The following is a 24,230-nucleotide window of genomic DNA, read 5'->3' as shown; positions in this document are numbered from 1 at the left end:
GAGAGTTGAGGAGGAAGCGGCTGCCGTCAGAAGGCGTCGGCCGCGAGGACCATGAGCCCGTCGGCGCCGGACTGAGCGCGCCGAACGAACGTGTCGACGGCGGGCATTTCGCGTTCAAACCAGTAGCGGGCGAGCACCAGCTTGCGGCGCATGAAGATCGGATCGCCTTCGCCGGCGGCGAGCTGTGTTTCGGCGACGACGGCCATGCGGAGCCAAAAGGCGCCCACCAACACCACACCGAACAGGTTGAGCACGTCATAGGAAGCCGCGCCCAGGGTCTCGCCGCGTTCCGGGGCGGTCTGCCGCAGCCAGGTCACCACGTCCTCGATAGCCTCGACGCCACGGAGCAGGCTTCCAGCATAGAGATCGAGCGTTGCGGAGCACGTCTCGGCCGAAGCAGCGATCACGCGGAGTTCGTCGAGGAACGCGGTGACCGTCGCGCCCCCGTCCGACGGCAGCTTCCGCGCCACCAGATCGAACGCCTGGATGCCGTTGGAACCTTCGTAGAGCTGGTAGATCCGGGCGTCGCGGACGAACTGCTCCATGCCGTTCTCGCGGATATAGCCGTGGCCGCCGAACACCTGGACCGCGGCGTTGGTCCCCTCGAACCCGCGGTCGGAGAAGTAGGCCTTGATGACGGGTGTCAGCAGTTGTCCTAGGCCTGCCGCTCGGCGCCGCTGCGCCGGCTCAGCGCCGGCCTGTTCCTCATGCAGGAGCTCGGCGACCCAAAGCGCGGCGGCTCGCGCGCCCTCCACGAAGGCGCGCTGTTGCAGGAGCATGCGGCGTACGTCCGGGTGGACGATGATTGGGTCCGCCGCCGCCTCGGTGCGATCCGCCGGGGCGATCGCGCGGCCGGATCGCCGTTCCTGGGCGTAGAGCGCGCTGTTCTGATAGGCGACCTCCGCGGCGGCGACCGCGCCCAGGCCGGTGCCCAGGCGGGCATGGTTCATCATGTGGAACATGCCGCTCATGGCGGCGGACTTCGACCCCGGCGCGGCGTCGGTCTTGGTCTCCCCCAGCCGGTAGCCGACGGCGTCGTCGAAGTTCAGGACGCAGGTGGCGCTGCCCTTCAGCCCCATCTTCTTCTCGAGGCTACCCACCGTGACGCCGTTGCGCACACCCGATCCGCCCGTCTTGAGGTCGATCAGCACCTTCGGAACCATGAACAGGTTCACGGTGGCCAGATCGTCCGAATAGCGGCCCTCCGCGTCGGGCAGCTTGGCGAGCACGAGGTGGACGATGTTCTCGGTCAGGTCGTGGTCGCCGCCGGAGATGAAGATCTTGGCGCCGGTGATCCGGTATGAGCCGTCCGGCTGGGCGACGGCCAGGGTCTTCATCAGCCGCAGGTCCGTGCCGCAGTGCGGCTCGGTCAGGCACATGGTGCCGCACCATTCGCCGCTGACCATCCGCGGAACGACGTGCTCGAGCATCCAGGGCGCGCCGGTGAGCGTCAGGCTCGAACAGGCGCCGTTGGTCAGGCCGGGATAGTGCGCCAGCGAGGCGTTGGCCGATGAGCTCATCTCGTAGACCGCCTGCGAGATGACCCCCGGCAGGCCGGCGCCGCCGAAGGCCTCCGGGGCGCTCAGCCGGTTCCAGCCGGCCTCGCAGTAGCCGCGATAGGCCTCGCCGAAGCCGGTGGGCGTGCGCACCACGCCGTTCTCCAGTCGGCAGCCCTCTTCATCGCCGACCTGGTTCAGCGGCTGCCACACTTCTCGCAGGAAGACGCCCGCCCCTTCCAGGATCTGCCGCGTCAGGTCCGGTTCCAGGTCGGCGAAGCCGGCGATGTCGTGCCGCGTCTGAATGCGCAGGACGTCGTGCAGCAGAAACAGGTAGTCGTCGATGGGCGGCGAATAGGTCGTCATGGGGATTGTCCGTTGGATGGAAGGACGACGGATCGCGGCCGGACTCACGGCCACGATCCGTCCAAGAGGCGCCCTTCCCCGACGCCTCTTGGCTTAGCGGCCTTGGAAGACCGCCGCGCGACGTTCGACGAAGGATTGGATGCCTTCCTTGGCGTCCTGGCTGTCCATCACCCGCTGGCGGATCGCCGGGATGACGTCGATGGCGGCGCGTTCGCCCGCCTCGATGAACTTGAGGCCCGCTTCCTTGGTCACCTGGATGCCCAGCGGCGCGTTCTTCGCGATGATCCCCGCAAGCGCCATCGCCCGTTCCACCTGTTGGCCGGGGGCCACCACCTCCTGGACGAGGCCGATCCGGTGCGCCTCGGCGGCCGTGAACTCGTCGCAGAGCAGCAGGTGGTACATGGCGTCGCCCCAGCCGGCGCGGGTGACATAGCGGAAGTGCGCTCCGCCCAGCGGTGCGATCCCCCGCTTGGACTCCATCTGGCACAGCCGCGCATTGTCGGCCGCCACCACGATGTCGCCGGCCAACATGATCTCGATGCCGATGGTGAAGCACACGCCCTGGATCGCCGTCACCAACGGCTTGCGGCAGCGGTTCTCCAGTCCGAAGGGGTCGATGTTCCCGGCCGGCCGGTCGAGCTTCACCGCCTTGGGCCCGAAGAACTTGGGCATGTCGAGACCGGCGGTGAAATGCTCACCCACCGAGCAGAGGACCCCGACCCAGAGGTCGTCGTCGCGGTCGAGGACGGTGAACGCCTCCGACAGCTCCTCCATCATCTCCGGGCTGAAGGCGTTCATCTTGCCGGGGTTGTCGATCACGATCTTCAGGATGTGGCCGTGACGCTCCTGACGGACGCGGCCCACCTGCACTGCGGTTTCACTCATCGAAGGTCTCCTGGAATTGAGGTTGGGACGGCCGTCACGCGGCCTCGGGGGCGGGCAGGCCGTAGCGCGCCGGCGGGACCGCGGTCTGGCTGACCGCCTTGCTCAGCGTCCGCCGCGCATCATCGAAGACCGTCCAGGCCTGAAGGTCGTGCAGGGTCGGCCAGCACACGAGTTCGCCCTGGTCCAACGCCTGGAACGCGATATCGACCACCGTCTCGGGCGACATGAAGAGCTCATCGGGGAACGGCGGCGGCCGGTCGCCGAAGAACTCGGTCCGGACCGGACCCGGCATGACGACCTGCACCTTCACGTTCGTCTTGGAGAACTCGCTTTGCAGCGAGCGTGAGAAATTGAGGACATAGGCCTTGGAGCCGCTGTAGGCGGCGGCGGTCGCGGACGGGATGACCGCGATCACCGACCCGATGTTGATGATCAGCCCGTCGTCGCGCGCGGCGAACCGGGGCGTGGCGGCGAGGCAGAGCCGCGTGAGCGCCAGGACGTTGATCTTGATCAGCGTCGCCACGGCGTCGCGATCGGCCGAAACGCTGGGCGCGCCGGCGCCGAGGCCCGCATTGTTCACTAGGACCCCGATGTCGTCGCGCCCGCTCACCAGCGCCTCGATGCGCGCAAGGTCTTCTGGGTCGCCGAGGTCGGCGGCATGAATCTCCACCTGCCGTCCGTGGTCCTGGCGCAGTCGCGCGGCCAGGGCCTCCAACCGGTCGCGTCGGCGGGCGACAAGGATCAGGTCGTGGCCGCGCGCCGCAAGACGATCGGCATAGATCGCGCCGATCCCCGACGAGGCCCCCGTGACGAGGGCGTAGGTTCGGCTGTCGGTCATGTCTTCTTCCCTCTCATTCGAATTGTCCGCCACCGTCATCGCCTCAACCGTCGCCCGTGTTCCGCACGACCACGCCCTGGGCGAGGGCGGCGAGTTCACTGCCCGGCCCGCGAAGCTCCGCCCGCGTCAGGCAGTAGTCCGGACCAACGCTCACCACCCATCCTTCGGCGGTGAACTCGCCCGGGCCTGCGCCGCATAGGTAGTCGAGCGACTGGGTGACGAGCCGTGGCTGGACCTCGTCGCCGAGGGTCAGGATGGCGGCGCCGGTCATGACGTCGTCCAGGACGGCGGCGAAGAAGCCGCCGCGGACGACGCCTCGGCCGTCCGCGAACTCTGCGCCGATATGAGCCGAGACCGACAGCCGCCGGGCCTCGGCGTCGAAGCGCGCAGGCTGCAACTCCATGCGCCCGAAGGTGGGCAGGGCGCGGTCGGCCAGGAGGGCCAGGACGGCCACCGGCTTCGCCATAATCGTCCCTTTCCTCTACGGCGTGGGCTGCGGATTCGCGGCCGCCATGCCTGGCCGGACTGCGAACCCGCAGCCCATTGCCGCGACATTCTGGATGTCATGCCTCATGCACGCGAATTAACATGATGACCATCATACAGACCGTCAAGCACAAGTTGAAGCGGATCTGGCGAGTACGTTTTTTGCACTTGCAATAGCGATATCGGCCAGTCACTCTAATTACAAGAGTTACTGGAGCCCCGCGCCATGAGACCGAAATCGTTCGCTGGGATGCGCTGCTCGATCGCCGGCGCGCTGGAAGTGGCCGGCGACAAGTGGACGATCCTGCTGCTGCGCGACCTGGCGCTGGGCCTTCATCGCTACGACGATCTGCGGGCAAGCATAGGGATTCCGACCACCACCCTGGCCACGCGCCTGAAGAACCTGGAGGCGCATGGGCTCGTCGAACGGGTGCGCTATCAGGATCGGCCGCCGCGGGACGAATATCGGCTCACCGACAAGGGCCGCGACTTCTGGAAGGTGACCACAGCCTTGCGCGAGTGGGGCGACCGTTGGGACGCCACGGGCTACGGCGCGCCGACCATGGAGGTGGTCGATGCCGAGACCGGATGCGAGCTGCGGTTGGCGCTCGTCGATCCTCGGACCGGCCGCGCGGTCCCGCGCGAAAGGATCCGCTACCAGCCTGGACCAGGCGCCGACGACACCGTCCGCGCCCTCCTCGACAACATCAACAAAGGAGCCGCCGCATGAGCGCGACCATAGAGTTCTATTTCGACTTCCAGAGTCCGTACAGTTATCTGGCGCACAGCCAGCTGGGGACGCTCGGCGCACCGGTGCGCCTCGTGCCGATCTCGGTCCTGCCGTTGATGAAGCTGGTCAACAATACGCCGACCACCATCACCTGCCCCGTGAAGCGCACCTATGCAGGCAAGGACCTGGGACGCTGGGCGGCGCGCTATGGGGTCCAGGTGATCCCCCCCGCCCGGGAAAAGATGGATGGTGACCTTCTGCTTCGCGTGGCCACGGCGGCGCAGGACGAGGCCACCCGGGCGGCGGTCGTCGCCACGATCTTCAATGCGGTCTGGGGCGGCCAGGGTGACCCCTCGCCCGCCGGCCTTGAGGCGACGCTCGCCGCGCGCGGGCTGCCGGCGGCCGATCTGATCGCGGCGGCTGGGCAGGAGGCGACCGCGGCGACGCTCGCGGCGGCCACGGAAGCGGCCGCGGAACGCGGCATGTTCGGCGCGCCCACCATCTTTGTCGGCGACGAGATGTTCTTCGGAAACGACCGGCTCGATTTCGTGCGCGAATCCCTCGCGCCCAAGGAGATGGCGTGATGGCCTCGATCAAACCCCTCGCCCTGGTCACCGGTGTCGGACCCGGCACCGGAGCCTCTGTCGCCCGCCGGTTCGCCGAGGGGGGATACCGCGTCGCCATGCTGGCGCGGGACGCGGACCGCCTGGCGGCCCTCGAAGCGGAGATCCCCGACTCGATCGCCTGTCCGTGCGATGTCACTGACCTCGCGGCGCTGGAAGGCGTGCTCGCTCGGGTCGGGGCGCCGAATGTGGTCGTCCACAACGCGGTGGGCGGCGCCTTCGGCAGCTTCCGCGACATCGATCCGTCGGTGCTGCAGCGCAACTTCGAGATCAACACCATGGCCCTGATGCACCTCGCCCGGCTGACGACGCCGGCGATGGTCGAGGCTGGCGAAGGCGCCCTGATCGTCACGGGCAACACCTCGGCGCAGCGCGGCAAGGCCTTCTTCGCCGGGTTCGCGCCCACCAAGGCCGCCCAGCGCATCCTGGCCGAGTCCCTAGCCCGCGACCTGGGACCCAAGGGCGTGCACGTCGCCTACCTGATCATCGACGCGGTCATCGACGTTCCCTGGCAACGGGAACGGATGAAGGACGCCAAGGACGACTTCTTCTGCTCTCCGACCTCCATCGCCGCGGAGGTTTTCCACCTGGCCCACCAGCCGCGGGACGCCTGGTCCTTCCTGGCCGAGATTCGCCCCTTCCACGAGCCCTGGTAGGTGCGCGGCCGCCGCCGCCTCGCGCCGAATGTGGTGCGGTGCGGCGGCGTTGGCGCATCTGCCGCAGGCGGATGTGAATTTCGAACTCAAAGGGGCGGCGGCGCCCGATCCTTTCAGTCGGCGAAGTAGCCCGCGTGCTCCATGTCGGAGAGGAGCCCCGGTTGCGCGGGGTCCCAATTCAGCAGAGCGCGCGTGCGAAGGCTCGTCGCGGGGAGGTTCATCTCCGCGAACATCGCGAACCAGCCGAAATGGTCGGCCGACTTCTCGGGAGACATGGCGATGACCGGCAGGTTCAGACGCCGGCCGATGACCTCCGCGATCGCCTTGAACGGCACGCCGTCTTCGCCAATCGCGTGATACGGCCCCTCGGCGGCGCCCCGCTCGAGCGCAAGCCGGAAGACCCGGGCGACGTCGCGCCGGTGCGTCGCGGGCCAGCGGTTGAGCCCGTCGCCCGGATAGGCCGAAACCCCCTTCGCAAGGGCGATGTCGATCAGGGCCGGCACGAAGCCATGATCGCCCGGGCCATGGACCGAGAGGGGCATGCGGACGGCCGCCGCGCGGACGCCGCGGGCCGCCAGGGCGTCGACGGCCGTTTCAGACTGGCGGACGTAGGGGCCAGGGACGGGATGGAACGCGTCGGCCTCCGTCGCGACCCCGCCCGATGTGAGGAACGGTAGCTCGGAGGTGGCGAGCAGGGGGCGGTCGGAACCCTCCAGCTCGGCGCCGAGCGCCTCGATGGCGCGCCGGTCCATCTCGCTGTTCTGCGCATATCGCGAGAAGTCATGGTTGAATGCCGTGTGGATCACGCCGTCGGCCAAGGCCGCGCCACGGCGCAGGCTTTCAGGATCCTCCAGGCAGCCGCGATGGACCTCGGCCCCCGCCGCAGCCAGCGCCCCTGCATCCGATCGGGTCAGACCGAGAACCTGGTGGCCCGCTGCGACCAGCTCCTGGACGACCGCGAAGCCAACCCATCCCGTAGCTCCAGTGACAAAGACACGCATCACGACCCCATTCGCGGATTGTCTGGGTTCGGCCGCCTCCCCTCCCCTCACGACGACCCGTCGCGAGGCGGGCGGCGCCTAGCGGCGGACGTCCACGAGGGCGCGGCCGCGGATCTCGCCGCGCAACACCGCCTGGGCCACCTGGGGCGCCTCGGCGAGGCCGACCTCGGTCACCGTGCTCTCAAGCTTGGCCAGGTCGAGGTCGCGGGCCAGGCGCGCGTAAGCTTCCACACGCACCGCATTGGGCGCGTTGACGGAGTCGATCCCGGCCAGGGTGATGTTGCGTAGGATGAACGGCAGGACTGTCGCGGGCAGGTCCATGCCCTGGGCCAGGCCGCATGCGGTGACCACGCCGCGATATTTGGTTTGGGCCAAAGCATTTGCCAGGGTGTGACTGCCCACAGAGTCGATCACGCCGGCCCAGCGCTCGGCGCCAATGGGGCTGGCCGCCGGCTGGGACAGGGTCGCGCGGTCGATGATCTCGGCGGCGCCAAGCGCGGTGAGATAGGCCTGCTCCTGCGGTCGGCCCGTCGAGGCGATCACCCGGTAGCCCAGGCGCGAGAGCAGCGCGATGGCGACCGATCCCACGCCGCCGGCGGCGCCCGTGACGAGGATGTCGCCCTTGTCGGGGGTGACGCCACCGTGCTCGAGGGCCAGGACGCTGAGCATGGCGGTGTAACCCGCTGTCCCGATCGCCATGGCGTGGCGGGTCGAGATCGCATCGGGGAGCTTGATCACCCAATCGCCAGGGACGCGGGCGCGCTCCGCATAGCCGCCGTGGTGCGTCTGGCTCATGCCCCAGCTGTTGACGACCACCCGGTCGCCCGCCGTGAACCGCGAGTCGGAGGATGACTCGACGACGCCCGCGAGGTCGATACCTGGAATGAGGGGAAAGGCCTTGATGATCCCGGCCCGCCCGCTCAGCGCGGCGCCGTCCTTGTAGTTCACCGTGGACCATTCCACCGCGACGGTCACATCGCCCGCGTGCAGGTCGGCGTCGTCCATCGCCTCCACCTGAGCCACGATCGTCTCGCCGCTCTTGCGCGCCACCAAAGCCCTGAACGTCATCGCTTCTTCCTCTAAAATGTCCGCAGGTTCTGATTTGGCACGTGCATGCGATCTTGCAAGAAGGCACAATCATCGCCGGTACTATCAATTATGGAAGTAGCGCCATGCGCCCGAAACGACTGGATTCCCGCAGCGATTGCGGCGTGGAGACGACGCTGTCTGTGGTCGGCGGCCTGTGGAAGCCGCTGATCCTGTATCACCTGATGGGCGGCAAGAAGCGCTTCATGGAACTCAGCCGGCTCGTGCCCCAGGCCACTCAGCGGATGCTCACGCTTCAGTTGCGGGAGCTCGAGGCCGACGGGGTCGTCACCCGCCGTGTCTTCGCCGAGGTCCCCCCACGCGTCGAATACGCCGTCACCGACTTCGGCCGCACGCTCGTCCCGGTCCTCGCCGCTCTGCGGGAATGGGGTGAGCGCTATCGCGTGGAACGCCAGGGCCTAGCGCCCCGCGAGCACTGCGGGAAGGTCGAGGGTCCGTCGCCCGCGAAGATCCAAAGGCGCGGGGCGTCCGCGCCTGGGCGCAGTCCGGACCCAGCAGGCGATGGCGCCGCCGGCTGAGGTTGGCGGCCGCCGTCGGACTCCGGCTAGGGGTGGTGCTGCAACCGCACCTGCTCAGGCGGTCACCAGCACGATCTTGCCGGCGACCGATCTGGTCTCCAGCGCCCGGTGGGCCTGCGCCGCCTCGTGCAGCGGGAAGGTCGCGCCGACCAGCGGCGACAGAACGCCGTCCCCGACGAGCTTCAACACCGCGGCGAGGTCCTTCTGGTATGCGAGCGGGCGCCCGTCCCGCCAGGGCTGGGCGGAATAGGTGACGACCCCCTGGCCTTTTCCAAACAGCCCGAGGCTGGAGAAGCTGGCGTTTATGACCAGGTCGGCGATCGCCAGCGGATTGACCCTGCCGTCGCGCGTCATGTCGTAGGCGCCATAAAGCACACCGACCCCACCCGGGCGCAGGGCGGCCATGGAGACCTTCTTGAAGTGCTTGCCGCCCAGGTGGTCGAACGCGGCCACGACCCCGCCCCCGCTCAGCGCGCGCGCCCGCGCCGCGACATCCTCGCCGCGGTAGTCGACGGGTTCCCCCCCGCGGGCCCGGACGACATCGGCCTTGTTCGCCGAGGCGCTTCCGACCGCCCTGACGCCGGCGATCCTGGCCAGCTCCAGCAAGAGGTTGCCGACGCCGCCGGCCGCACCGTGCACCAGCACCCACTCGCCGGGGGCGGGACTGGCGATCCGATGAAACATCTGCCAGGCGGTCACGCCGTTGAGGACGGCGGCGACGAGCTTGGCCGCATCGACGCCTTCCGGCGCCGGCGCCAGCCATTGGGCGTTGACGTTGCGGCGGGTCGCATAGGAGCCCGACACCGTCACGCCGGCGACCCGCTGGCCTGCCGCCAGCCCGGTCACGTCCGCGCCCAAGGCCTCGACCCGGCCGACGAAATCATAGCCTGGCGTCACCGGCAGCGACTGTCCCGCATACACCCCTTGGCGCATCATGATGTCGGCATAGGCGACGCCGGCCGCCTCGACGGAGACTCGCACCTCGCCCGAGCCCGGCGGCGACAACCGACGCTCCAGCGGCGTCAGGACAGCCGCGGACCCCTTCCGAGGAATGTGCAACTCGATCGCGTCGTCAGTCATTCCGCATTCCTTGGTTGGACGCACGGCGGCTTGGCCCTACGCCGGCAGGCGCATTTGCTTGCGCAGGCTCTTGTCGAACGCGTCGGCGGGGACGAACCGACGCAGGACGCTGATCTGCCGCGCCACCTTGCCGGCGGTGTAGCGCCGCCGCGGCCGCCTGTCGGTGGCCGCCAGGATTACGGTCTCCGCCACCACCTCCGGCGGGTCCGACGTGGGCATGACATCCGCAAGGAGGGCGCGCACGCCGGCCCGGGCCTGATCGTATTCGCGCAATGTGGAATCCGCCTCGAGGGCGTTCTGGTCGAAGACGCTGCGCGTATAGGCCGGCTCGACGAGCGAGACCCGGATGTCGAAGGCCCGCAGCTCGTGGTCGAGCGACTCCGAATAGCCTTCGAGCGCGTGCTTGGTCGCGGAGTAGTGCGCCGAATAGGGCGCTGGGATCAGCCCCAGCACGGAACTGATGTTGATGATGCGCCCGCCTCCATGCAGCCGCATGGACGGGAGCACCGCGTTGGTGGCGCGAATGACCCCGAACAGATTGACGTCGAACAGCGCCTGCACCTGGCCGATCGAGGACTCTTCGGCGCCGCCCTGCAGACCGATGCCGGCGTTGTTGACCAGGACGTCGATGCGCCCGGTCCGCGACAGCACGGTCGCGACGAGGGCCTTGACGGACTCATCGTCGGTCACGTCGCAAGTCAGCATCGTGACCTGTTGCGGGCCCGCGGCGCTGGCCCTGCGGCTGGTCCCGAAGACGGTGAAGCCCTTCCGGGCAAGCGCTTCTGCGGTGGCTCGGCCGATGCCCGTGGAGGCTCCGGTGACGATCGCCGTCTTTCCTGTGGGTAGGGTCATGTGGCCTCCATGCCCGTCCCTAAAAACGGGCGCTGGGCGATTGCATTATGATCATAATATGATATTATGTGCATAATGCAATGGGCTGAGCCGCTGTGAGGGCGCATGCGTTACGAAAAAGGCCACAAGGACGTTTCCCGCCGCCGCATCGCGGAGATCGCGGCTGAACGATTCCGCCGGGACGGCATCGCCGCCTCGGGTCTGGCTGGGATCATGAGCGAGGCCGGACTCACCAATGGAGCCTTCTATCCACACTTCCGATCCAAGGCCGACCTGGTGCGCGAGAGCCTCGCGGGAGCGTTGGAGGATCAGACAAACAAGATGCGCGAGGCCCTGGCCGCGGGCGGCTTGGAGGCGATTCTGGAGGCCTATCTGTCAGCCGAGCACCGCGACGATCCAGGGACAGGTTGCGCATACGCCGCCCTCCTGCCGGAGGTCGCCCGCCAGCCAGTCGAGACGCGCGACGTCTTCGCCGAGCAGTTGACGGGAGTCATTGGCCAGTTCGCCGAGACCCTGCCGCCGCAAACGCGCGACCCGCAAGGCGTTGCGCTCGGGATCTATGCGACCCTGATCGGCGCGCTGCAATTGGCGCGAGCCGTGCCCTCGGGCGCGCTTTCGGACCGCATCCTGTCAGCCGGCGCGGAGGCGGCGCGAGCGCTGGCGCAGGTGGCGAGTGACCCCTGCCCCGGCCAGCCCGCCTGACGCAGAGGACGCCTGGTCCATGGCCGCGTCGCCATTCGATCGAGCGAGATGCGCAGGGGCATTCTGGGCTATGTCGTGCGCCGGATCGACCCGCGGATCGGCTGCTCCGCCTTCGGCGACGTGGCGCAAAATGCCATGAGTGAGGCGCGTCGCGCCATCGCTGCCAGCTTCCCGACAACCTAGGCTGCACCTTCCGACCTGCCTTGAAGCGGGCGACAGGGAGAAACGCCATGCCCCGCGACGACGTCGCGCAGCCGTCGAGTGACGGCGCCGGATCAGGTCCGCCCGCCGCGGCCCCTGACAGCCTCATGGGCCGCCTGCTGGCGATGTTGCTTCAAGGCATGCCGCTGATTTTCGGGCTCGGCTTCATCGCGCCGCTGATTGCGCAACTGCTCGAGCGCGCGCTTCCCGAGGCGGCCCATGCTCAGTGGCCCCTACTTGTCGGCCTTGCGATCGGCGGATCGTGGGGCGCGTTCGCGAACCTGAAGGGCCGGTGGCTATGAGCGTTTCCGCAACGGTGCAGGCGCGCGATCTCAGCGCGCTCACAACCCAGGAACTGCTGCGCCTCGAGCGTTCGATCGCCGAGGAATTCATGGGCGGCCTTCCGTGGGGCTCGATCGCCTGGGCGTTTACAAACCTGGCCGTCTGGCTGTCCCTTTGGCCCCTGACCCTGTCGGGCGCCCTGCCCCTCTGGGCGGCGGCGCCCATCGCGACGGTGAACGTGATCCTCGCCTATCTACCCTCTCACGAGGCCCAACACAGGATCATCGCCCGTGAAGGCGAGCGGCTGTTCTGGCTCAACGAACTCGTCGGCCACCTTTCGCCGGTCCCCATGGGATTGTCCTACGAAGCCGCCCGCCTCACACACTATGAGCACCATAAGCACGCCAACGACCCGGAGCTGGACCCGGACATCAACACCCGGTCCGACAGCGCCTGGCACATGATCGTCAAGGACATCGGCATGCAACTGCAGACGGTTCCGCCGGCGAGCACCGCCTACGCCAAGACCCTGGAGCGCCTCGGGACCGACGACGCTCGCCGCGCCGGCGCCGTGGCCCTGGCGTACGCCCTCGCCAAGAACGCCCTGCTCTTCGGGTTCGCCTGGGCGGGCTATGCGGTGGAGGTGGCGGCGCTCATCTGGCTGCCCCACATCATTGGCGGCCTCTACATACGGTTCTTCCTGAGCTGGGCGCCGCACCATCCGGCCGCGGATCTGGGACGCTACCGCGACACCCGCGGGTTCCGAAGCCGCCTGGGCAACATTCTGACGATGGGCATGCAGTACCACATCATCCACCACCTCTATCCGCGCATGCCGCTGATGCGACATCCGGCGGCCTTCCGGGCGCTTCGGCCCATCCTCGTGGCGCGCGGGTGCCGGTTGGACGGACTCTAACGGTCAATCAGGGGTGGGTTCGGGTGTCCGTATCCGGCGTCGTTGGCCAAGCCAGATCGCACAGGCGGGGCCGGCGGTCTTCTCGAGTTCGAAACGCAATCGCCGCTCGAAGGGGAACGGGCGGGCGCAAGGACGGGCGCCCGCCATCCTAGGCCGGGCCGCTCGGGCCGACAGCGCTTGACGAGACACATCACGGTTAAGGTGACCAGCAACGGAGCAAATCATGGCCGACACGCACCTCACAGCGCCGAGCCGCTTCGTCGAAGTGGACGGTGAGCGCTTCGCCTATCGTCGCTGGGGCGACTCCGGTTCCGCGCAGCCCCCGCTCTTCTTTCTTCAGCATTTCCGCGGTGGCATGGACCATTGGGATCCGCTGATGACGGATGGACTGGCCGCGGGCCGCGAAGTGATCCTCTACGACTATCGGGGTTGCGCATCATCCACGGGCGCGCCACGCATGCTCATTGAGGACATGGCCGATGATGCCGCGAAGGTGGTTCGCACGCTCGGTCTTTCCCAGGTCGACGTCGTGGGGTTCTCGCTCGGGGGGATGGTGGCGCAGGATCTGACCCGGCGTCATCCCGATCTCGTCCGCAAGCTCATGTTGCTCGGCACACAGCCCCGCGGCGGGAATCCCGATCCGGATATGAGAATCTTCGAGGTCGCACCCCGACCGGCGCCGACTGTCGATGACTTTCTGTTCCTGTTCTTCGGCCCGTCCGATGCGGCCAAACAGGCCGGTCGAGACTTCTGGAAACGCCGTCACCAGCGCGAGGACCAGGATCCGCCGAGTTCACCTGAGTTGATGCAGGCGCAAATCGCGGCGAACACGGCCTTTGTCACGCCGCTCGACCCGGAAAAGCCGTTCGCCCATCTAGGCGAAATCAATCAGCCGACATTGATCGTCAATGGCGTCAACGACGTCATGATCGCGACGATCAACTCCTGGCACATGGTCCAGAACATCCCGAATGCCCAGCTGATCGTCTATCCCGACGCCGGTCACGGCGCACAGTTCCAGTATCCGGAACGATTTCTGAAGCACGCGGCCCAGTTCCTGGACGAGTGAATGCGTCGCGCCCTCCTAACGGTGGGCGTCATCGCTGCTCAACTGAGGCGCAAGGGGTCTGTGTTGGCTATTTCGCGCGTGCTCGCGTGATGACCGCTCGCCATCACCATTTCTCGGACCACGGCCGCAACACGACTTCGAACGCCCAGGTCGACCGATGCTGGCGATGGAGTTGCAGATAGGTCTCCGCGATGCAGTCGGGATCGGCCATGTTGTCGTCGACCGTCGTGCCCGCCAGCCGATGGGCGCGGCTGCCATCTTCCCGCGTCCAGCCAATCGCGGCGTCGATCGGCACGTTCGCGATGTGGATGCCCTGGGGCATCAGCTCCCGCGCCATGCTCTGGGCGAGGCCGGATTTAGCCTGGCACGCCATGGCGAAGGCCGCGCTGGTCGGGAAGCCTTTGAGCGCCGCGCTTGCGTTCGTGAAGATGATCGTGCCCCGCGCGCCGTTCGCGTTCACGGGATTGTCGCGCATCAAGCTCGCGGCCTGCTGGCCGACCAGAAAGGCGCTGAAGGCCGCGTTTCGAAGGGTCTCCAGCGCCATGCCCGGGTCGGCTTCGGTGATGCCCTTGCGGAAGATTCCGGCGACGCGGCCATCAATGTTGTGCACGACCAGCGTCGGAGCCCCGAGGTCCCGAACAACGTCCTGGAACAGGAGCGCCACGGCAGCTGGGTCGGCGGCATCGCACCCGTACCGGCGCACCCCATGAGACGCCTCCAAGGCCTTCAGCACAGGCTTGTCCGGATCCCTGGCCGCGATCGCGACACGCATATGGTTCTGGGCAAACAGCCGGGCGCAGCTTGCGCTGATGCCGGGGCCGCCCCCAACGATAAGCGCGACATCGGGTGAGGCAAGCTGGCTGTCCGTGGCGGCGGCTTCGGTCATGTTGCGCGTTCCTTCGTTGTGGGTGATCAAGCAGGTCGCCCCAGCAGGGTGGCCTCCCTCGCCTTGCGCCTCGCTCCAGCTTGGGCGATGCCCTTCGCCGACTGATCGGAGCCGATGACAAGCGCCCGTCGTCCAGAGACTTCGCGCTTGATCTCATGCGAAAACAGCATGACGATTAGCATTCAGATTATCAAGTCTGACATAGTCCAGGCCAACCCCGGAGCGCCATGTGACCCTCAAACAACGCACCGTGCGCGCCAATGGCCTGGACTTTCCGGTCCTTGAGGCGGGCGATGGACCCTTGGTTCTTTGCCTGCATGGTTTTCCCGACCATGCCCGCAGTTGGACGGATCTGATCGAGCGCCTGGCGAAGGAGGGGTATCGTGCAGTGGCCCCGGCGATGCGCGGCTACTGGCCAGACGGCAGGGCGCCGAACGGCTGCTACCAGTCGTGGGCCACCGGCGGCGATGCCGTCGCCTTGATTGAGGCTCTGGGCTCAGAGACGGCCATTGTAATCGGCCATGATTGGGGCGCCGCGGCCGCCTACGCCGCCGCCAACCTGGCCCCGGAGCGGATCGACAAGCTCGTCACCATGGCGGTGCCCTACGGACCGCAAATCCGGGCAGCGTTCATGCTCGACGGGGATCAACAGCGACGCAGCTGGTACATGTTCTTCTTTCAGACGCCGATGGCCGTCATGGCGGCCGGCGCGAACGACTTCGCCTTCATCGATCGTCTCTGGGCGGAATGGTCACCGGGCTACGTTTTGCCGGACGCTGATCGCGTGGCGCTGAAGGCCATGTTCGCCCAACCCGGCGTCTTGGAAGAGACGCTGGGATACTATCGGCAGCTTTTCGGCGGCCCTGAGGTGAAGCCCGAGTGGGCGGAGGCGGCCGCCAAGCTTGGCGACCCGATCTCCATGCCGTCGCTGTACCTGCATGGCCGCAACGACGGCTGTATGGGCGTTGGCTTGCTCGACGGAATGGAGAACCAGTTTCCGGCGGGACTTCGCAAGGTCGTGATGGAGGACGCGGGTCACTTCCTGCAACTGGAGCAGCCCGAACGCGTCGCCGAAGAGATCATCGGCTTCCTCAAGGTCGGGAATTAGCAGGGCCGGTTCAAAGAGGGGCTAGCCGACCAACCGGCCGGCGCGCAATTGACTCTCAGCATGTCGATTGACATGCTGATGGGCAGCCAGTGTTCAGGCGCGTCATCGGGCGGAGCCGGCGAGGCCGCAAGGCGCCGGCCGGGCCGTTTTTCTCGGCCGATCGCGCCCCGTTTTTCCCGTCGCAAAGGACGTCGCCCATGTCTGAAATCACCCTCGACGCCTACAAGGCGATGATCGGCCAGGAGGTCGGCGTTTCGCGCTGGTTCGAAGTCGGCCAGGACCGCATCAACAAGTTCGCCGACGTCACCGAGGACCACCAGTTCATCCATGTGGATCCCGAACGCGCCAAGGCGACCCCGTTCGGCGGCACGGTCGCTCACGGCTTCCTGACCCTATCGCTCCTGGCGCCGATGATGTTCGACGGCCAGCCCCGGCTCGAGGGAACCCTTATGGCGGTGAACTATGGCTTCGACCGGGTGCGGATGATGTCGCCGGTACGGGCTGGAAGCCGCGTCCGCGGCCGCTTCGTGCTGACCGAAGTGGTGGATCGCGGGCCTGGCGAGATCCTGATCAAGAGCCAGGTGACGGTCGAGATCGAGGGCGCCGAAAAGCCGGCGCTCGTCGCCGAGTCCCTTGGCCTCACGCGTTTCGCCTGACATCCGTCCCAACACCGAACGCCAGGAATCCCCACATGAAGACCCGCATCACCGAGCTCTTCGGCATCGAACGGCCAATCATCCAGGGCGGCATGCACTATGTCGGCTTCGCGGAGCTGGCGGCGGCGGTCGCCAACGCCGGCGGGCTGGGCCTGATCACCTCGCTCACCCAGCCCTCGCCGCAGCACCTGGCCGACGAGATCCGCAAGTGCCGAGAGATGACCGACAAGCCGTTCGGCGTGAACCTCACCTTCCTCCCGTCCGTAACACCGCCGGACTATCCCGGCTACATCCAGGCGATCATCGACGGGGGCGTGAAGATCGTCGAGACGGCGGGAAATAACCCGCAGAAGTGGATGCCTGTCCTCAAGGAGGCGGGGATCAAGGTGATCCACAAATGCACCTCCGTGCGCCATGCCTTGAAAGCCGAGGCGATCGGCGTCGACGCCCTGAGCATCGACGGCTTCGAATGCGGCGGCCACCCGGGCGAGGACGACGTGCCCAACTTCATCCTGCTGCCGCGGGCGGCGGAGGAGTTGAAAATCCCCTTCGTGGCGTCCGGCGGCATGGCCGACGGCCGCAGCCTCGTGGCGGCTCTGGCGCTGGGCGCCGAGGGCATGAACATGGGCACCCGCTTCATCGCAACCAAGGAAGCGCCGGTGCATGAGAACGTGAAGCAGGCCCTGGTGGCGGCCAGCGAGCTCGACACCCGGCTGATCATGCGCCCCCTGCGCAACACCGAGCGGGTGCTCGTCAACGCGGGCGTCGATCGGCTCCTGGAAAAGGAGCGGACCCTCGGCCCGGCAATCACCTTCGCCGACATCGCGCCAGAAGTGGCCGGGGTCTATCCGCGGATCATGCTGGACGGAGAGATGGACGCCGGAGGCTGGAGCTGCGGCATGGTCGCCGGCCTCATCCACGACATCCCGATGGTTAAGGCGCTGCTCGACCGCATCATGGATGAAGCCGAGAGCTTGATCCGCCAACGCCTCGCGCGGACGCTGCAGCTCCTGCCGGCCTGAACCCGGACGGGCGTTCTCGCGAACCACCCGCCCGATGCAATCGATCGGGCCGCCCCGCACTCAATCCGTCCGCACCGCCGGACAGGAGACCCCTAGATGACCCAGAAAGTGCTCGTGACGCTCGATGGCGGCGTTCAGGTGCTGACGCTCAACCGCACCGACAAGAAGAACGCCCTGACCCCCGAGATGTACGGCGCCCTAGCCGATGGCCTCGAAAGGGCCGACGCCGATCCGGACGTCCGCGTGACCCTAATCACCGCGATGGGCGACGCCTTCACGGCCGGCAACGACATGGGGGACTTCGCCAAGGCGGGCGCGGCCCCGCTCGGAGAGGAACCCGGCGAGAAGACCCCAGTCACGCGCTTTATCGAGAACCTCGGTACGGCCGAGAAGCCGGTCATCGCGGCCGTGAACGGCCTGGCCGTCGGCATCGGCGTCACGATGCTGCTTCACTGCGACCTGGTCTATGCCGCCGAGAGCGCGACCTTCCAGATGCCCTTCGTCAGGCTGGGCCTCGTGCCGGAGGCCGGCTCGACACTCCTGCTGCCGCGCCTCATCGGCCTTCAGAAGGCGTCCGACCTCTTCCTCACCGGCAGGAAGATCAGCGCGGCGGCGGCCGAAGCCCTGGGCCTCATCGCGGAAGTCTTCCCGGACGATGCGCTGGGCGGCGAAGCGCTAGCCCGGGCGAAGGCTGTCGCCGCCCAGGCGCCGACCGCGGTCAGGCTGGTCAAGTCGCTGATGAAGAGCAACGACCGCGAGGTCGTCGCCGCTCAGTCGGCGGCCGAGGGCGTCCATTTCGCGGCCCAGCTGCGTTCGGCCGAGGTAAAGGAAGCGGTCAGCGCCTTCTTCGAGAAGCGGCCTGCGGATTTTTCGCAGCTCCGGTGAGGCCAGGGCCCTCACGGGGGCGACCTGTCGCGCATCGGGTGATGGTGATCGACGCCAACGGCGGCTATCTCGCGTGAAGGGGGCCGTCGCGAGAAGGGCAGATCTAGGCGGCGCCTGGCGGGGCCTCGCCTCCGGCCGACGAGCGCCGCAGGACCCGCCCGCGCCGCGCCCGTCCGCGCAAGGCCCCCGGAAAACCCGAGCCGATTGTCGTTGGTCTGTCCTGCATGTTATGCCTCATGCATACAGATCAACATGATGACCATCATTTAGTCGTCAAGCACGAGTTGGAGCGGATCGCGTGGGCCATTCACGGGCGGAAAAGGCGGAGAGCCGCGAGCGTATCCTCGACGTCGCCGCGCGACAGATTCGGCAAAGCGGGCTTGATAGCCTGAGCATCGCCGAGATCATGAAGGCGGCGAACCTGACGCACGGCGGCTTCTACGGCCATTTCCCGTCCCGAGCGGCGCTGGTCGCCGCCGCCCTCGAGCGGGCGCTGGACCGCGGCGAGGCCGCTTTCGTCGCCGCCAGGATCCCCGACGCGCCCGTCACGGTGAAGTCGATCGTGAACGGATATCTCAGCCCGGCGCATCGCGACGACACCCGCGACGGCTGCGCGATCGCGGCCCTGTCGGGCGATGTCGGACGCGCCGAGGACGACGAGATCCGCACGCAGATGGCGCGCCAACTCGAAAAGAGTTTCAAGGACATGGCCAAGGCGATGGGGAGCGGCCCGAAGGCGGAGGCCGCCGCGGTCACGGCATGGTGCGCCATGGTCGGCGCGATGAGCCTGTCCCGGGTCTTCCGCGGCACGGGTCGGTCCGACGAGATCCTGCGCGCGGTCCGGCAATCCATCCTCGACCTGGACGCGGCTGTCGGCGATGGCGAATGATCCCAGCGGCGCTCAGCCACGGACGATGCCGTCTTCCAAGTCGCGGATGAGTTGGGCGGCAAGCGGGACCTCGGCGGCGTGCGACGGGCCGTCGCGCCGCTGAACGAGATCGGCCTGCGGGGCCCGCCCCTTTCCCCACCACTGCGGCCCGCGCCCTGAGAGCCGCTCGCCGGCGGCCGCCGGCGTCGCCTCGCGGCGTTCGGGAACTCCGGCTTCGTCCGGATCAGACAGCTGTGCGATTGCCGATTGAAGTATCGCGATCCCCTTCTCGGCCGCCTCACGGCGCGCCTCCAGGAGCCGGAGCTGCCGCCGGAAGATCGACAGCGCGTCCGCATGCAGGGCGGCCCGGCCCTTGCGTTCGTGGAGGTCGAGGAGGTGTCCGACCTCGGCCAGGGGTATGCCCACGGCCCGGCCTTGCAGGATGAGGATGAGCCGAGCCCGGTCCTTCCTGGAATACAGCCGTGCACTGCCCCGCCGATCCGGCGCCAGCAGGCCCAGCTCTTCATAGAAGCGCAGCGTACGGGCGGTGACCCCGAACTCCCGGCTTAGATGGCCTATCCGATAGGTCTTGGACGGCGCGTCGAGCGGCTCGACCGACATTTACGTTCCCTTGTCTTCGATCCGGCCGACTCCCGCCGGCCCTCGGCGGTCAATGCTGTGCGGCCGGCAGGTGGACCACGAGACCGTCGAGGTCCACGTGGACCTTGATCTGGCAGGCCAGGCGAGACGTCTCCAAAACCCCCTCGGCGAACTCCAGCATGGACGCCTCCATCTCGTTGCGGTCCCCCAGGCGCGCGATCCAGTCGGGATGCACGAAGACGTGGCAGGTGGCGCAGGCGCAGGCGCCGCCGCAGTCGCCGTCGATGCCGGGGACGCCGTGGGCGACCGCGCCCTGCATCAGGCTGACCCCGGGCTGGAGGGTGATGCGGTGCTCTTTCCCGCCGTGTTCGACATAGGTGATGACGGGCATGTCAGCTTCTCATACGCGTCGCGGCCGAGGCCGGCGCTAGGCTTGGGCGTGGCGGCGCGGCGTCAGACCGGAATGCGGACCGGAAGGTTGAGGTAGCCTTTCACGAACGAGGCCGGGGTGCGCTCCGGCTCGCCGACAACCTCGATGACGGGGAACCGCTTGAGGATCTCTTCCCAGACGATCTTCAGCTGGAGTTCCGCCAGCCGATTGCCGACGCAGCGGTGGATGCCATAGCCGAACGACATGTGCTGGCGGGGCCGCTCGCGGTCGATAATGAAGGCGTCCGGGTTCTCGATCACCTCGTCGTCGCGGTTGCCCGAGACGTACCACATGACCACCTTGTCGCCCTTCTTGATCAGCTTGCCACCGAACTCGATGTCCTCCAGGGCGGTGCGGCGCATATGAGCGAGCGGCGTCTGCCAGCGGATGGCCTCGGAGACCATCGAGGGGATGAGCGCGGGGTTGTCCCGCAGCTTCTGGTACTGGTCGGGATTCTTGTTCAGGGCGTACAGCGAGCCCGAGATGCTGTTGCGGGTCGTGTCGTTGCCACCCACGATCAGGAGGATGAGGTTTCCGAGATATTCCTCGGGGCTCATGTTCCGGGTGGCCTCGTTGTGGGCCAGCAGCGAGACGAGGTCGCCGGTCGGCGGGGCGTTGACGCGCTGGTTCCAGAGTTCGGTGAACGCGCCCAGGCACTCCATGAGCACGGCGAGCTTCTCCTCGTCGTTCTTCAGCGGCATGTCGGGGCCTGGCTCCATGGTGGCCATGTCCGACCAGTAGGTCAGCTTGCGTCGCTGCTCGAAGGGGAAGTCGAACAGGGTGGCCAGCATCTGGGTCGTCAGCTCGATGGACACTCGGTCGACCCAGTCGAAGGACTCGCCGCGCGGCAGCTCATCGAGGATCTTGGCGGCCCGCTCGCGGATGATCGGCTCCATCCGTTGCAGGTTGAACGGCGACACGGCCGGACTGACGACCTTGCGCTGCGCGTCGTGCTTGGGCGGGTCCATGGCGATGAACATCGGCAGGCGCAGCGGCGTGGCCGGATCGACGATGACGATCCCACCGAGCGCGGCTTCCGACGAGAACACCTGGTGATTGGTGTCGACCGCCATGATGTCGTTGTACTTGGTGATCGACCAATAGGGCCCGTACTGGCTGTCGCGGCAGTAGTGCACCGGATCCTCGCGGCGGAGCCGCTCGAAGTAAGGCCAGTGGCTGTCGGTGCGCCACAGCTCCGGTTGGCTGACGTCGATCTCTTCCAGCGGAATGGAATGGGCGCGATCTGTCGCGGACTGGGCGACGGCTCCGTCGGCCATGGTCTTCACTCCCTGCCGCCCACCTTCAGGCGGGTCTGAACCGTCAACCTAGGACCCCGGCGGCTGAAGGGGGATGGCGCCTTGCGCCTACTTCATGGCATTTTGCGCCAGATGGTCGAGGCCCTAGAAAAACTGCCGATGTCCCTGGGCTATTTCCGGCTGGTCCTGCGCTGCTTCGGCGACACCCCGGAGCGGCGGGCCGCCATCCTGGCCGGAACCGGTGTCACCGAAGACATGCTGCGTGACCCCTCCGCCGATATCAGCCTCTTCCAGCAGGTCCGGCAAGTCGAGAACGTCACCGCCCTGTTCGGGGACGGCTGGGCGCTGAGTGCGCCCCAGCTATGGAGCCCCTCGTCGCATGGCCCGCTCGGGGTCGCCGGCGTCGCCGCGCCCGACATGGCCACGATGATGGAGCTGATCACCCGGTTCGGCTTCGTCCGCGCGCCGTTTTACAGCACCTCGCTGCGGCGCGGCGCGCAGTGGAGCCAGATGGACTATGAGCTGACGGTCGATCTCGACGAGCGCCTTTGGCGACCGATGATGGAAATCTCCTTCATGGGAATCAGGGCGGGGATCGCCTCGATGCTGGCCGCGCCGCCTGCCGAAGCGCACTTTTTCTTCGCCTGCGCCGAGCCGGAACATGCGCCTCAGGTCCGGGCCATACTCGGCGAGCACGTCGCCTATGGCGCGCAGCGCAACGCGATCCGTTTTCCCACCGCATGGCTTGCCCTGCAGTCTCCCTTCGCCGACGCCACACTGTACGCCGTCGCGCTCCACGAGCTGCAGGCCGCCAAGGCGCGGCTCACCGCGCCGGTCGGGCTACGCGGACGCGTCGAGCGGCTGTTGAAATCCTTGCCCGCCGGCCGCCTCACCGCGGACGAGGTCGCGCGCCTGACAGGGGTGTCGCGACGCACCCTGGTCCGCCGGCTCTCGGAGGCCGGCGCCGGCTACCGCGAGCTCGTGGACGCCGAACTCCGAGGTCGCGCCGAGCGCCTGCTGCGAGACGGCGACCTGTCCCACGGGCAGATCGCTGAGCAGCTTGGCTACACGGATCCCTCCAGCTTCAGCCGCGCTTGCCGTCGGTGGTTCGGCCGCGGGTCGCCCGCGCCGGAGCGAACCGCGGCGGCCGAGCGCGCGTAGGCGGTTCACAGGCTCCGAAAGAGCAACGAGATGATTGCCGCTTGGCTTCGCCAGTAGCCCTCATGCTTGGGTAGCCCGTCCGCGACATCTGCCTTCCGGTGTTCGTAGAAGACATGCATCCGGGGCGGAGGCAGCAGCTCGGCGGACTTGAAATTCTGCGCGGGGACGAAGACGATCTTGGCGGGGCCGAAGCCCGCCGTCTCCGCCACGGCCCCTCCGCACGCCCGGCAATGTCCACGGTTGATATTCGGTGGGCTTCGATAGGTCCTGTACTCGATCTGCTGGGCGTTCACGAAGCGCACGACCTTCGCCGGCAGCACCGCCACGTCCGAGAAAGCCTTGCCCGTAAAGGCCTGGCAGATCGTACAATGACAGATGAAGCGGGCTCTCGGGGCCGCCGTCGCCTCAAAGGCGCAGACCCCGCAACCACATGATCCACCTAGCTTGATCACGTCGATCTTTCTCTCCGCCTGGTGGGACGCCTAGGGCGCGAGGACCTATGCGCCGTGGTGTTCCTTGCTGGCCGCGCCGGCCAGCCGCATGATCTGAAACACGTTTTCAGGCGAGACCTGGACGTAGTCGTTCAGGCCGCCCGCGCGCATGATCGGAAGGGCCTGCGCGGTCTGATAGACGCCGTCCTCGATCAGCAGCTTGTCGATGTAGACCGCCACCACCTCGCCCAGCACCAGCCAGCCATTGACCTTGTCGCCGCTGGTGTTGCGGAACTGGACGATGTCGATGACCTTGCACTCCATGGCAGCCCGGCTTTCCCCCACCCGTGGAACGTTGACGAGCCGGCCAGGAACGGCCGTCAGGCCGGCGATCGGAAACTCGTCCACCCCGTGTGGAAGCGGCGCCGACGTGGCGTTCATCTGAGACCCGAGCTCCCGCGTCACCAGGTTCCAGACGAACTCACGCGTTTCGGACGCATTGCGGACGCTGTCCTTCCAGGCGATGCCGGAGAAGCCGATGATCGGCGGGTCGTAGTTGAAGGCGTTGAAGAAGCTGTAGGGCGCGAGGTTGACGCGCCCCTCCCCGTCCCGCGAGGAGATCCAGCCGATCGGGCGTGGGGCGATCAAGGCGTTCAGCGGATTGTGCTTGAGCCCGTGGCCGCTGGACGGCTCATAGTAGTGAAAGTCAGCGCCTTGCATCGCGGGCGCGCCCTAGAGCAGCCGGCGGGGCGAGGCGTGGGTCCATCGTGGGCAGGGCGTCCAAGATTGCGCTCATCAATCCTCATCTAGTCCTTGGCCGTCGGTCCCAGGGTGCGCATCGCGAACCCCATAAGAGGCGTCGAGCTTCTACGAGCGATCGCTCGTGGCGGGCCGGCCAGCTGTGCGCCTTGCCCCCCATCAGTTGGTCCTTTTTTCGAACTCGTCAAGAACTCCGGCGAGACGCGCTCATCTGGGACCGAGCGTGGGAGCTTGCGCCCGTTTCTGCATGAGATGCAACATCCTGATTGACACCGTTCTTTTTCAGGACCTATTTTAACCGATCGGCTTGGAGCTCGACCGCGGGCCCAGCGCCGCCAGTCGCGCGCCCTCCAGAGACAT

General features: G+C 67.4%; 29 protein-coding genes. 15 read left to right on the top strand and 14 right to left on the bottom strand.

The genetic code is table 11. The features are described 5' to 3' along the window. Positions 1-26: 26 nt before the first annotated feature. From V6M51_RS17795 to V6M51_RS17780, 4 genes are all read right to left on the bottom strand, one after another. Complete coding sequence (locus V6M51_RS17795) at positions 27-1,862, bottom strand: acyl-CoA dehydrogenase C-terminal domain-containing protein (RefSeq protein WP_332769311.1); 1,836 nt, start codon at positions 1,860-1,862, stop codon at positions 27-29. A 93-nt stretch (positions 1,863-1,955) separates the two neighbouring features. Beyond that, positions 1,956-2,747, bottom strand: a complete 792-nt coding sequence (locus V6M51_RS17790; RefSeq protein ID WP_332769310.1) for a crotonase/enoyl-CoA hydratase family protein — start codon at positions 2,745-2,747, stop codon at positions 1,956-1,958. Positions 2,748-2,781: 34 nt separating this feature from the next. Then, positions 2,782-3,585, bottom strand: a complete 804-nt coding sequence (locus V6M51_RS17785) for an SDR family NAD(P)-dependent oxidoreductase (protein ID WP_332769309.1) — start codon at positions 3,583-3,585, stop codon at positions 2,782-2,784. A 43-nt stretch (positions 3,586-3,628) separates the two neighbouring features. Beyond that, positions 3,629-4,051 carry a PaaI family thioesterase gene (locus V6M51_RS17780; protein ID WP_332769308.1) on the bottom strand — a complete coding sequence of 141 codons (423 nt, stop codon included), beginning with the start codon at positions 4,049-4,051 and terminating at the stop codon, positions 3,629-3,631. 246 nt (positions 4,052-4,297) lie between these two features. Here V6M51_RS17780 and V6M51_RS17775 point away from each other — a divergent pair, with 246 nt between their 5' ends. From V6M51_RS17775 to V6M51_RS17765, 3 genes are read left to right on the top strand one after another with little or no spacing between them, the layout of a single operon-like run. Further along, positions 4,298-4,801 (top strand): winged helix-turn-helix transcriptional regulator, encoded by a 504-nt coding sequence (locus tag V6M51_RS17775; protein ID WP_332769307.1) that lies wholly within the window; start codon positions 4,298-4,300, stop codon positions 4,799-4,801. Beyond that, complete coding sequence (locus V6M51_RS17770; protein WP_332769306.1) at positions 4,798-5,385, top strand: 2-hydroxychromene-2-carboxylate isomerase; 588 nt, start codon at positions 4,798-4,800, stop codon at positions 5,383-5,385. Before V6M51_RS17775 ends, V6M51_RS17770 begins: the two co-directional genes overlap by 4 nt. Next, positions 5,385-6,080, top strand: coding sequence for an SDR family NAD(P)-dependent oxidoreductase (locus tag V6M51_RS17765; RefSeq protein ID WP_332769305.1), 696 nt, complete (start codon positions 5,385-5,387; stop codon positions 6,078-6,080). Before V6M51_RS17770 ends, V6M51_RS17765 begins: the two co-directional genes overlap by 1 nt. Positions 6,081-6,193: 113 nt before the next feature. On the opposite strand, the gene V6M51_RS17760 is transcribed toward V6M51_RS17765, so the two are convergent. Further along, positions 6,194-7,081, bottom strand: coding sequence for an SDR family oxidoreductase (locus V6M51_RS17760; RefSeq protein ID WP_332769324.1), 888 nt, complete (start codon positions 7,079-7,081; stop codon positions 6,194-6,196). A gap of 78 nt (positions 7,082-7,159) precedes the next feature. Beyond that, positions 7,160-8,149 carry an acrylyl-CoA reductase (NADPH) gene (gene acuI / locus V6M51_RS17755; protein ID WP_332769304.1) on the bottom strand — a complete coding sequence of 330 codons (990 nt, stop codon included), beginning with the start codon at positions 8,147-8,149 and terminating at the stop codon, positions 7,160-7,162. Positions 8,150-8,253: 104 nt separating this feature from the next. Here acuI and V6M51_RS17750 point away from each other — a divergent pair, with 104 nt between their 5' ends. Continuing rightward, complete coding sequence (locus V6M51_RS17750; protein ID WP_332769303.1) at positions 8,254-8,706, top strand: winged helix-turn-helix transcriptional regulator; 453 nt, start codon at positions 8,254-8,256, stop codon at positions 8,704-8,706. A 54-nt stretch (positions 8,707-8,760) separates the two neighbouring features. Here V6M51_RS17750 and V6M51_RS17745 read toward each other — a convergent pair whose 3' ends face one another. Both V6M51_RS17745 and V6M51_RS17740 read right to left on the bottom strand, forming a co-directional pair. After that, the gene (locus V6M51_RS17745) at positions 8,761-9,786 is read right to left on the bottom strand and encodes a zinc-binding dehydrogenase (protein ID WP_332769302.1); all 1,026 of its coding nucleotides are present in this window, start codon (positions 9,784-9,786) and stop codon (positions 8,761-8,763) included. Positions 9,787-9,822: 36 nt separating this feature from the next. Beyond that, a complete protein-coding gene (locus V6M51_RS17740; protein WP_332769301.1) occupies positions 9,823-10,638 on the bottom strand; it encodes an oxidoreductase in 816 nt (271 codons plus the stop codon). Positions 10,639-10,743: 105 nt separating this feature from the next. Here V6M51_RS17740 and V6M51_RS17735 point away from each other — a divergent pair, with 105 nt between their 5' ends. From V6M51_RS17735 to V6M51_RS17715, 5 genes are all read left to right on the top strand, one after another. Continuing rightward, positions 10,744-11,340: a TetR/AcrR family transcriptional regulator gene (locus tag V6M51_RS17735; RefSeq protein WP_332769300.1), complete on the top strand. Its 597-nt coding sequence runs from the start codon at positions 10,744-10,746 to the stop codon at positions 11,338-11,340. Positions 11,341-11,388: 48 nt separating this feature from the next. Beyond that, positions 11,389-11,523: a hypothetical protein gene (locus V6M51_RS17730; RefSeq protein ID WP_332769299.1), complete on the top strand. Its 135-nt coding sequence runs from the start codon at positions 11,389-11,391 to the stop codon at positions 11,521-11,523. Between the two features lie 47 nt (positions 11,524-11,570). Beyond that, on the top strand, positions 11,571-11,843 hold the full coding sequence (locus tag V6M51_RS17725; RefSeq protein ID WP_332769298.1) for a hypothetical protein: 273 nt from the start codon (positions 11,571-11,573) through the stop codon (positions 11,841-11,843). Next, positions 11,840-12,739, top strand: coding sequence for a fatty acid desaturase (locus V6M51_RS17720; protein WP_332769297.1), 900 nt, complete (start codon positions 11,840-11,842; stop codon positions 12,737-12,739). Before V6M51_RS17725 ends, V6M51_RS17720 begins: the two co-directional genes overlap by 4 nt. A gap of 223 nt (positions 12,740-12,962) precedes the next feature. Then, positions 12,963-13,808 (top strand): alpha/beta fold hydrolase, encoded by an 846-nt coding sequence (locus V6M51_RS17715; RefSeq protein ID WP_332769296.1) that lies wholly within the window; start codon positions 12,963-12,965, stop codon positions 13,806-13,808. A gap of 103 nt (positions 13,809-13,911) precedes the next feature. Here V6M51_RS17715 and V6M51_RS17710 read toward each other — a convergent pair whose 3' ends face one another. Continuing rightward, complete coding sequence (locus tag V6M51_RS17710) at positions 13,912-14,724, bottom strand: SDR family oxidoreductase (protein WP_332769294.1); 813 nt, start codon at positions 14,722-14,724, stop codon at positions 13,912-13,914. A gap of 199 nt (positions 14,725-14,923) precedes the next feature. Here V6M51_RS17710 and V6M51_RS17705 point away from each other — a divergent pair, with 199 nt between their 5' ends. The 5 genes from V6M51_RS17705 to V6M51_RS17685 all read left to right on the top strand — a co-directional run bounded on the left by V6M51_RS17705 (position 14,924) and on the right by V6M51_RS17685 (position 19,254). Then, entirely contained in the window at positions 14,924-15,802 is an 879-nt protein-coding gene (locus V6M51_RS17705) for an alpha/beta fold hydrolase (protein WP_332769292.1), read from the top strand. A 197-nt stretch (positions 15,803-15,999) separates the two neighbouring features. Beyond that, a complete protein-coding gene (locus tag V6M51_RS17700; RefSeq protein WP_332769290.1) occupies positions 16,000-16,458 on the top strand; it encodes a MaoC family dehydratase in 459 nt (152 codons plus the stop codon). Between the two features lie 35 nt (positions 16,459-16,493). After that, positions 16,494-17,480 (top strand): NAD(P)H-dependent flavin oxidoreductase, encoded by a 987-nt coding sequence (locus tag V6M51_RS17695; protein ID WP_332769289.1) that lies wholly within the window; start codon positions 16,494-16,496, stop codon positions 17,478-17,480. 96 nt (positions 17,481-17,576) lie between these two features. Further along, on the top strand, positions 17,577-18,365 hold the full coding sequence (locus V6M51_RS17690) for an enoyl-CoA hydratase (protein ID WP_332769288.1): 789 nt from the start codon (positions 17,577-17,579) through the stop codon (positions 18,363-18,365). 298 nt (positions 18,366-18,663) lie between these two features. Further along, a complete protein-coding gene (locus V6M51_RS17685) occupies positions 18,664-19,254 on the top strand; it encodes a TetR/AcrR family transcriptional regulator (RefSeq protein ID WP_332769286.1) in 591 nt (196 codons plus the stop codon). Between the two features lie 12 nt (positions 19,255-19,266). On the opposite strand, the gene V6M51_RS17680 is transcribed toward V6M51_RS17685, so the two are convergent. The 3 genes from V6M51_RS17680 to V6M51_RS17670 all read right to left on the bottom strand — a co-directional run bounded on the left by V6M51_RS17680 (position 19,267) and on the right by V6M51_RS17670 (position 21,540). Continuing rightward, positions 19,267-19,854 (bottom strand): MerR family transcriptional regulator, encoded by a 588-nt coding sequence (locus tag V6M51_RS17680; protein WP_332769285.1) that lies wholly within the window; start codon positions 19,852-19,854, stop codon positions 19,267-19,269. Between the two features lie 49 nt (positions 19,855-19,903). Beyond that, complete coding sequence (locus tag V6M51_RS17675; protein ID WP_332769284.1) at positions 19,904-20,224, bottom strand: 2Fe-2S iron-sulfur cluster-binding protein; 321 nt, start codon at positions 20,222-20,224, stop codon at positions 19,904-19,906. A 62-nt stretch (positions 20,225-20,286) separates the two neighbouring features. Next, on the bottom strand, positions 20,287-21,540 hold the full coding sequence (locus V6M51_RS17670; RefSeq protein WP_332769283.1) for a cytochrome P450: 1,254 nt from the start codon (positions 21,538-21,540) through the stop codon (positions 20,287-20,289). Between the two features lie 81 nt (positions 21,541-21,621). Between V6M51_RS17670 and V6M51_RS17665 the strand changes: the two genes are divergently transcribed. After that, the gene (locus tag V6M51_RS17665; protein ID WP_332769281.1) at positions 21,622-22,680 is read left to right on the top strand and encodes a helix-turn-helix domain-containing protein; all 1,059 of its coding nucleotides are present in this window, start codon (positions 21,622-21,624) and stop codon (positions 22,678-22,680) included. 5 nt (positions 22,681-22,685) lie between these two features. Here the strand turns inward: V6M51_RS17665 and V6M51_RS17660 are convergent, their stop codons facing one another. Together V6M51_RS17660 and V6M51_RS17655 are read right to left on the bottom strand one after the other, a co-directional pair. Beyond that, a complete protein-coding gene (locus V6M51_RS17660; RefSeq protein WP_332769279.1) occupies positions 22,686-23,132 on the bottom strand; it encodes a GFA family protein in 447 nt (148 codons plus the stop codon). A gap of 45 nt (positions 23,133-23,177) precedes the next feature. Then, positions 23,178-23,831, bottom strand: coding sequence for a flavin reductase family protein (locus V6M51_RS17655; RefSeq protein WP_332769277.1), 654 nt, complete (start codon positions 23,829-23,831; stop codon positions 23,178-23,180). Positions 23,832-24,230: the final 399 nt, after the last annotated feature.

It is taken from the genome of Phenylobacterium sp. (assembly GCF_036677185.1).
Classification (GTDB): domain Bacteria; phylum Pseudomonadota; class Alphaproteobacteria; order Caulobacterales; family Caulobacteraceae; genus Phenylobacterium.
The sequence above is the reverse complement of the archived record's forward strand: the minus strand, read 5'-3'. Positions and strand labels throughout refer to the sequence as shown.

What these genes read in the sequence shown, in the direction of transcription:
- V6M51_RS17795 (WP_332769311.1), bottom strand. Translation starts at nt 1,862, where the DNA reads ATGACGACCTATTCGCCGCCCATCGACGACTACCTGTTTCTGCTGCAC.
- V6M51_RS17790 (WP_332769310.1), bottom strand. Translation starts at nt 2,747, where the DNA reads ATGAGTGAAACCGCAGTGCAGGTGGGCCGCGTCCGTCAGGAGCGTCAC.
- V6M51_RS17785 (WP_332769309.1), bottom strand. Translation starts at nt 3,585, where the DNA reads ATGACCGACAGCCGAACCTACGCCCTCGTCACGGGGGCCTCGTCGGGG.
- V6M51_RS17780 (WP_332769308.1), bottom strand. Translation starts at nt 4,051, where the DNA reads ATGGCGAAGCCGGTGGCCGTCCTGGCCCTCCTGGCCGACCGCGCCCTG.
- V6M51_RS17775 (WP_332769307.1), top strand. Translation starts at nt 4,298, where the DNA reads ATGAGACCGAAATCGTTCGCTGGGATGCGCTGCTCGATCGCCGGCGCG.
- V6M51_RS17770 (WP_332769306.1), top strand. Translation starts at nt 4,798, where the DNA reads ATGAGCGCGACCATAGAGTTCTATTTCGACTTCCAGAGTCCGTACAGT.
- V6M51_RS17765 (WP_332769305.1), top strand. Translation starts at nt 5,385, where the DNA reads ATGGCCTCGATCAAACCCCTCGCCCTGGTCACCGGTGTCGGACCCGGC.
- V6M51_RS17760 (WP_332769324.1), bottom strand. Translation starts at nt 7,081, where the DNA reads ATGCGTGTCTTTGTCACTGGAGCTACGGGATGGGTTGGCTTCGCGGTC.
- acuI (WP_332769304.1), bottom strand. Translation starts at nt 8,149, where the DNA reads ATGACGTTCAGGGCTTTGGTGGCGCGCAAGAGCGGCGAGACGATCGTG.
- V6M51_RS17750 (WP_332769303.1), top strand. Translation starts at nt 8,254, where the DNA reads ATGCGCCCGAAACGACTGGATTCCCGCAGCGATTGCGGCGTGGAGACG.
- V6M51_RS17745 (WP_332769302.1), bottom strand. Translation starts at nt 9,786, where the DNA reads ATGACTGACGACGCGATCGAGTTGCACATTCCTCGGAAGGGGTCCGCG.
- V6M51_RS17740 (WP_332769301.1), bottom strand. Translation starts at nt 10,638, where the DNA reads ATGACCCTACCCACAGGAAAGACGGCGATCGTCACCGGAGCCTCCACG.
- V6M51_RS17735 (WP_332769300.1), top strand. Translation starts at nt 10,744, where the DNA reads ATGCGTTACGAAAAAGGCCACAAGGACGTTTCCCGCCGCCGCATCGCG.
- V6M51_RS17730 (WP_332769299.1), top strand. Translation starts at nt 11,389, where the DNA reads ATGCGCAGGGGCATTCTGGGCTATGTCGTGCGCCGGATCGACCCGCGG.
- V6M51_RS17725 (WP_332769298.1), top strand. Translation starts at nt 11,571, where the DNA reads ATGCCCCGCGACGACGTCGCGCAGCCGTCGAGTGACGGCGCCGGATCA.
- V6M51_RS17720 (WP_332769297.1), top strand. Translation starts at nt 11,840, where the DNA reads ATGAGCGTTTCCGCAACGGTGCAGGCGCGCGATCTCAGCGCGCTCACA.
- V6M51_RS17715 (WP_332769296.1), top strand. Translation starts at nt 12,963, where the DNA reads ATGGCCGACACGCACCTCACAGCGCCGAGCCGCTTCGTCGAAGTGGAC.
- V6M51_RS17700 (WP_332769290.1), top strand. Translation starts at nt 16,000, where the DNA reads ATGTCTGAAATCACCCTCGACGCCTACAAGGCGATGATCGGCCAGGAG.
- V6M51_RS17695 (WP_332769289.1), top strand. Translation starts at nt 16,494, where the DNA reads ATGAAGACCCGCATCACCGAGCTCTTCGGCATCGAACGGCCAATCATC.
- V6M51_RS17690 (WP_332769288.1), top strand. Translation starts at nt 17,577, where the DNA reads ATGACCCAGAAAGTGCTCGTGACGCTCGATGGCGGCGTTCAGGTGCTG.
- V6M51_RS17680 (WP_332769285.1), bottom strand. Translation starts at nt 19,854, where the DNA reads ATGTCGGTCGAGCCGCTCGACGCGCCGTCCAAGACCTATCGGATAGGC.
- V6M51_RS17675 (WP_332769284.1), bottom strand. Translation starts at nt 20,224, where the DNA reads ATGCCCGTCATCACCTATGTCGAACACGGCGGGAAAGAGCACCGCATC.
- V6M51_RS17670 (WP_332769283.1), bottom strand. Translation starts at nt 21,540, where the DNA reads ATGGCCGACGGAGCCGTCGCCCAGTCCGCGACAGATCGCGCCCATTCC.
- V6M51_RS17655 (WP_332769277.1), bottom strand. Translation starts at nt 23,831, where the DNA reads ATGCAAGGCGCTGACTTTCACTACTATGAGCCGTCCAGCGGCCACGGG.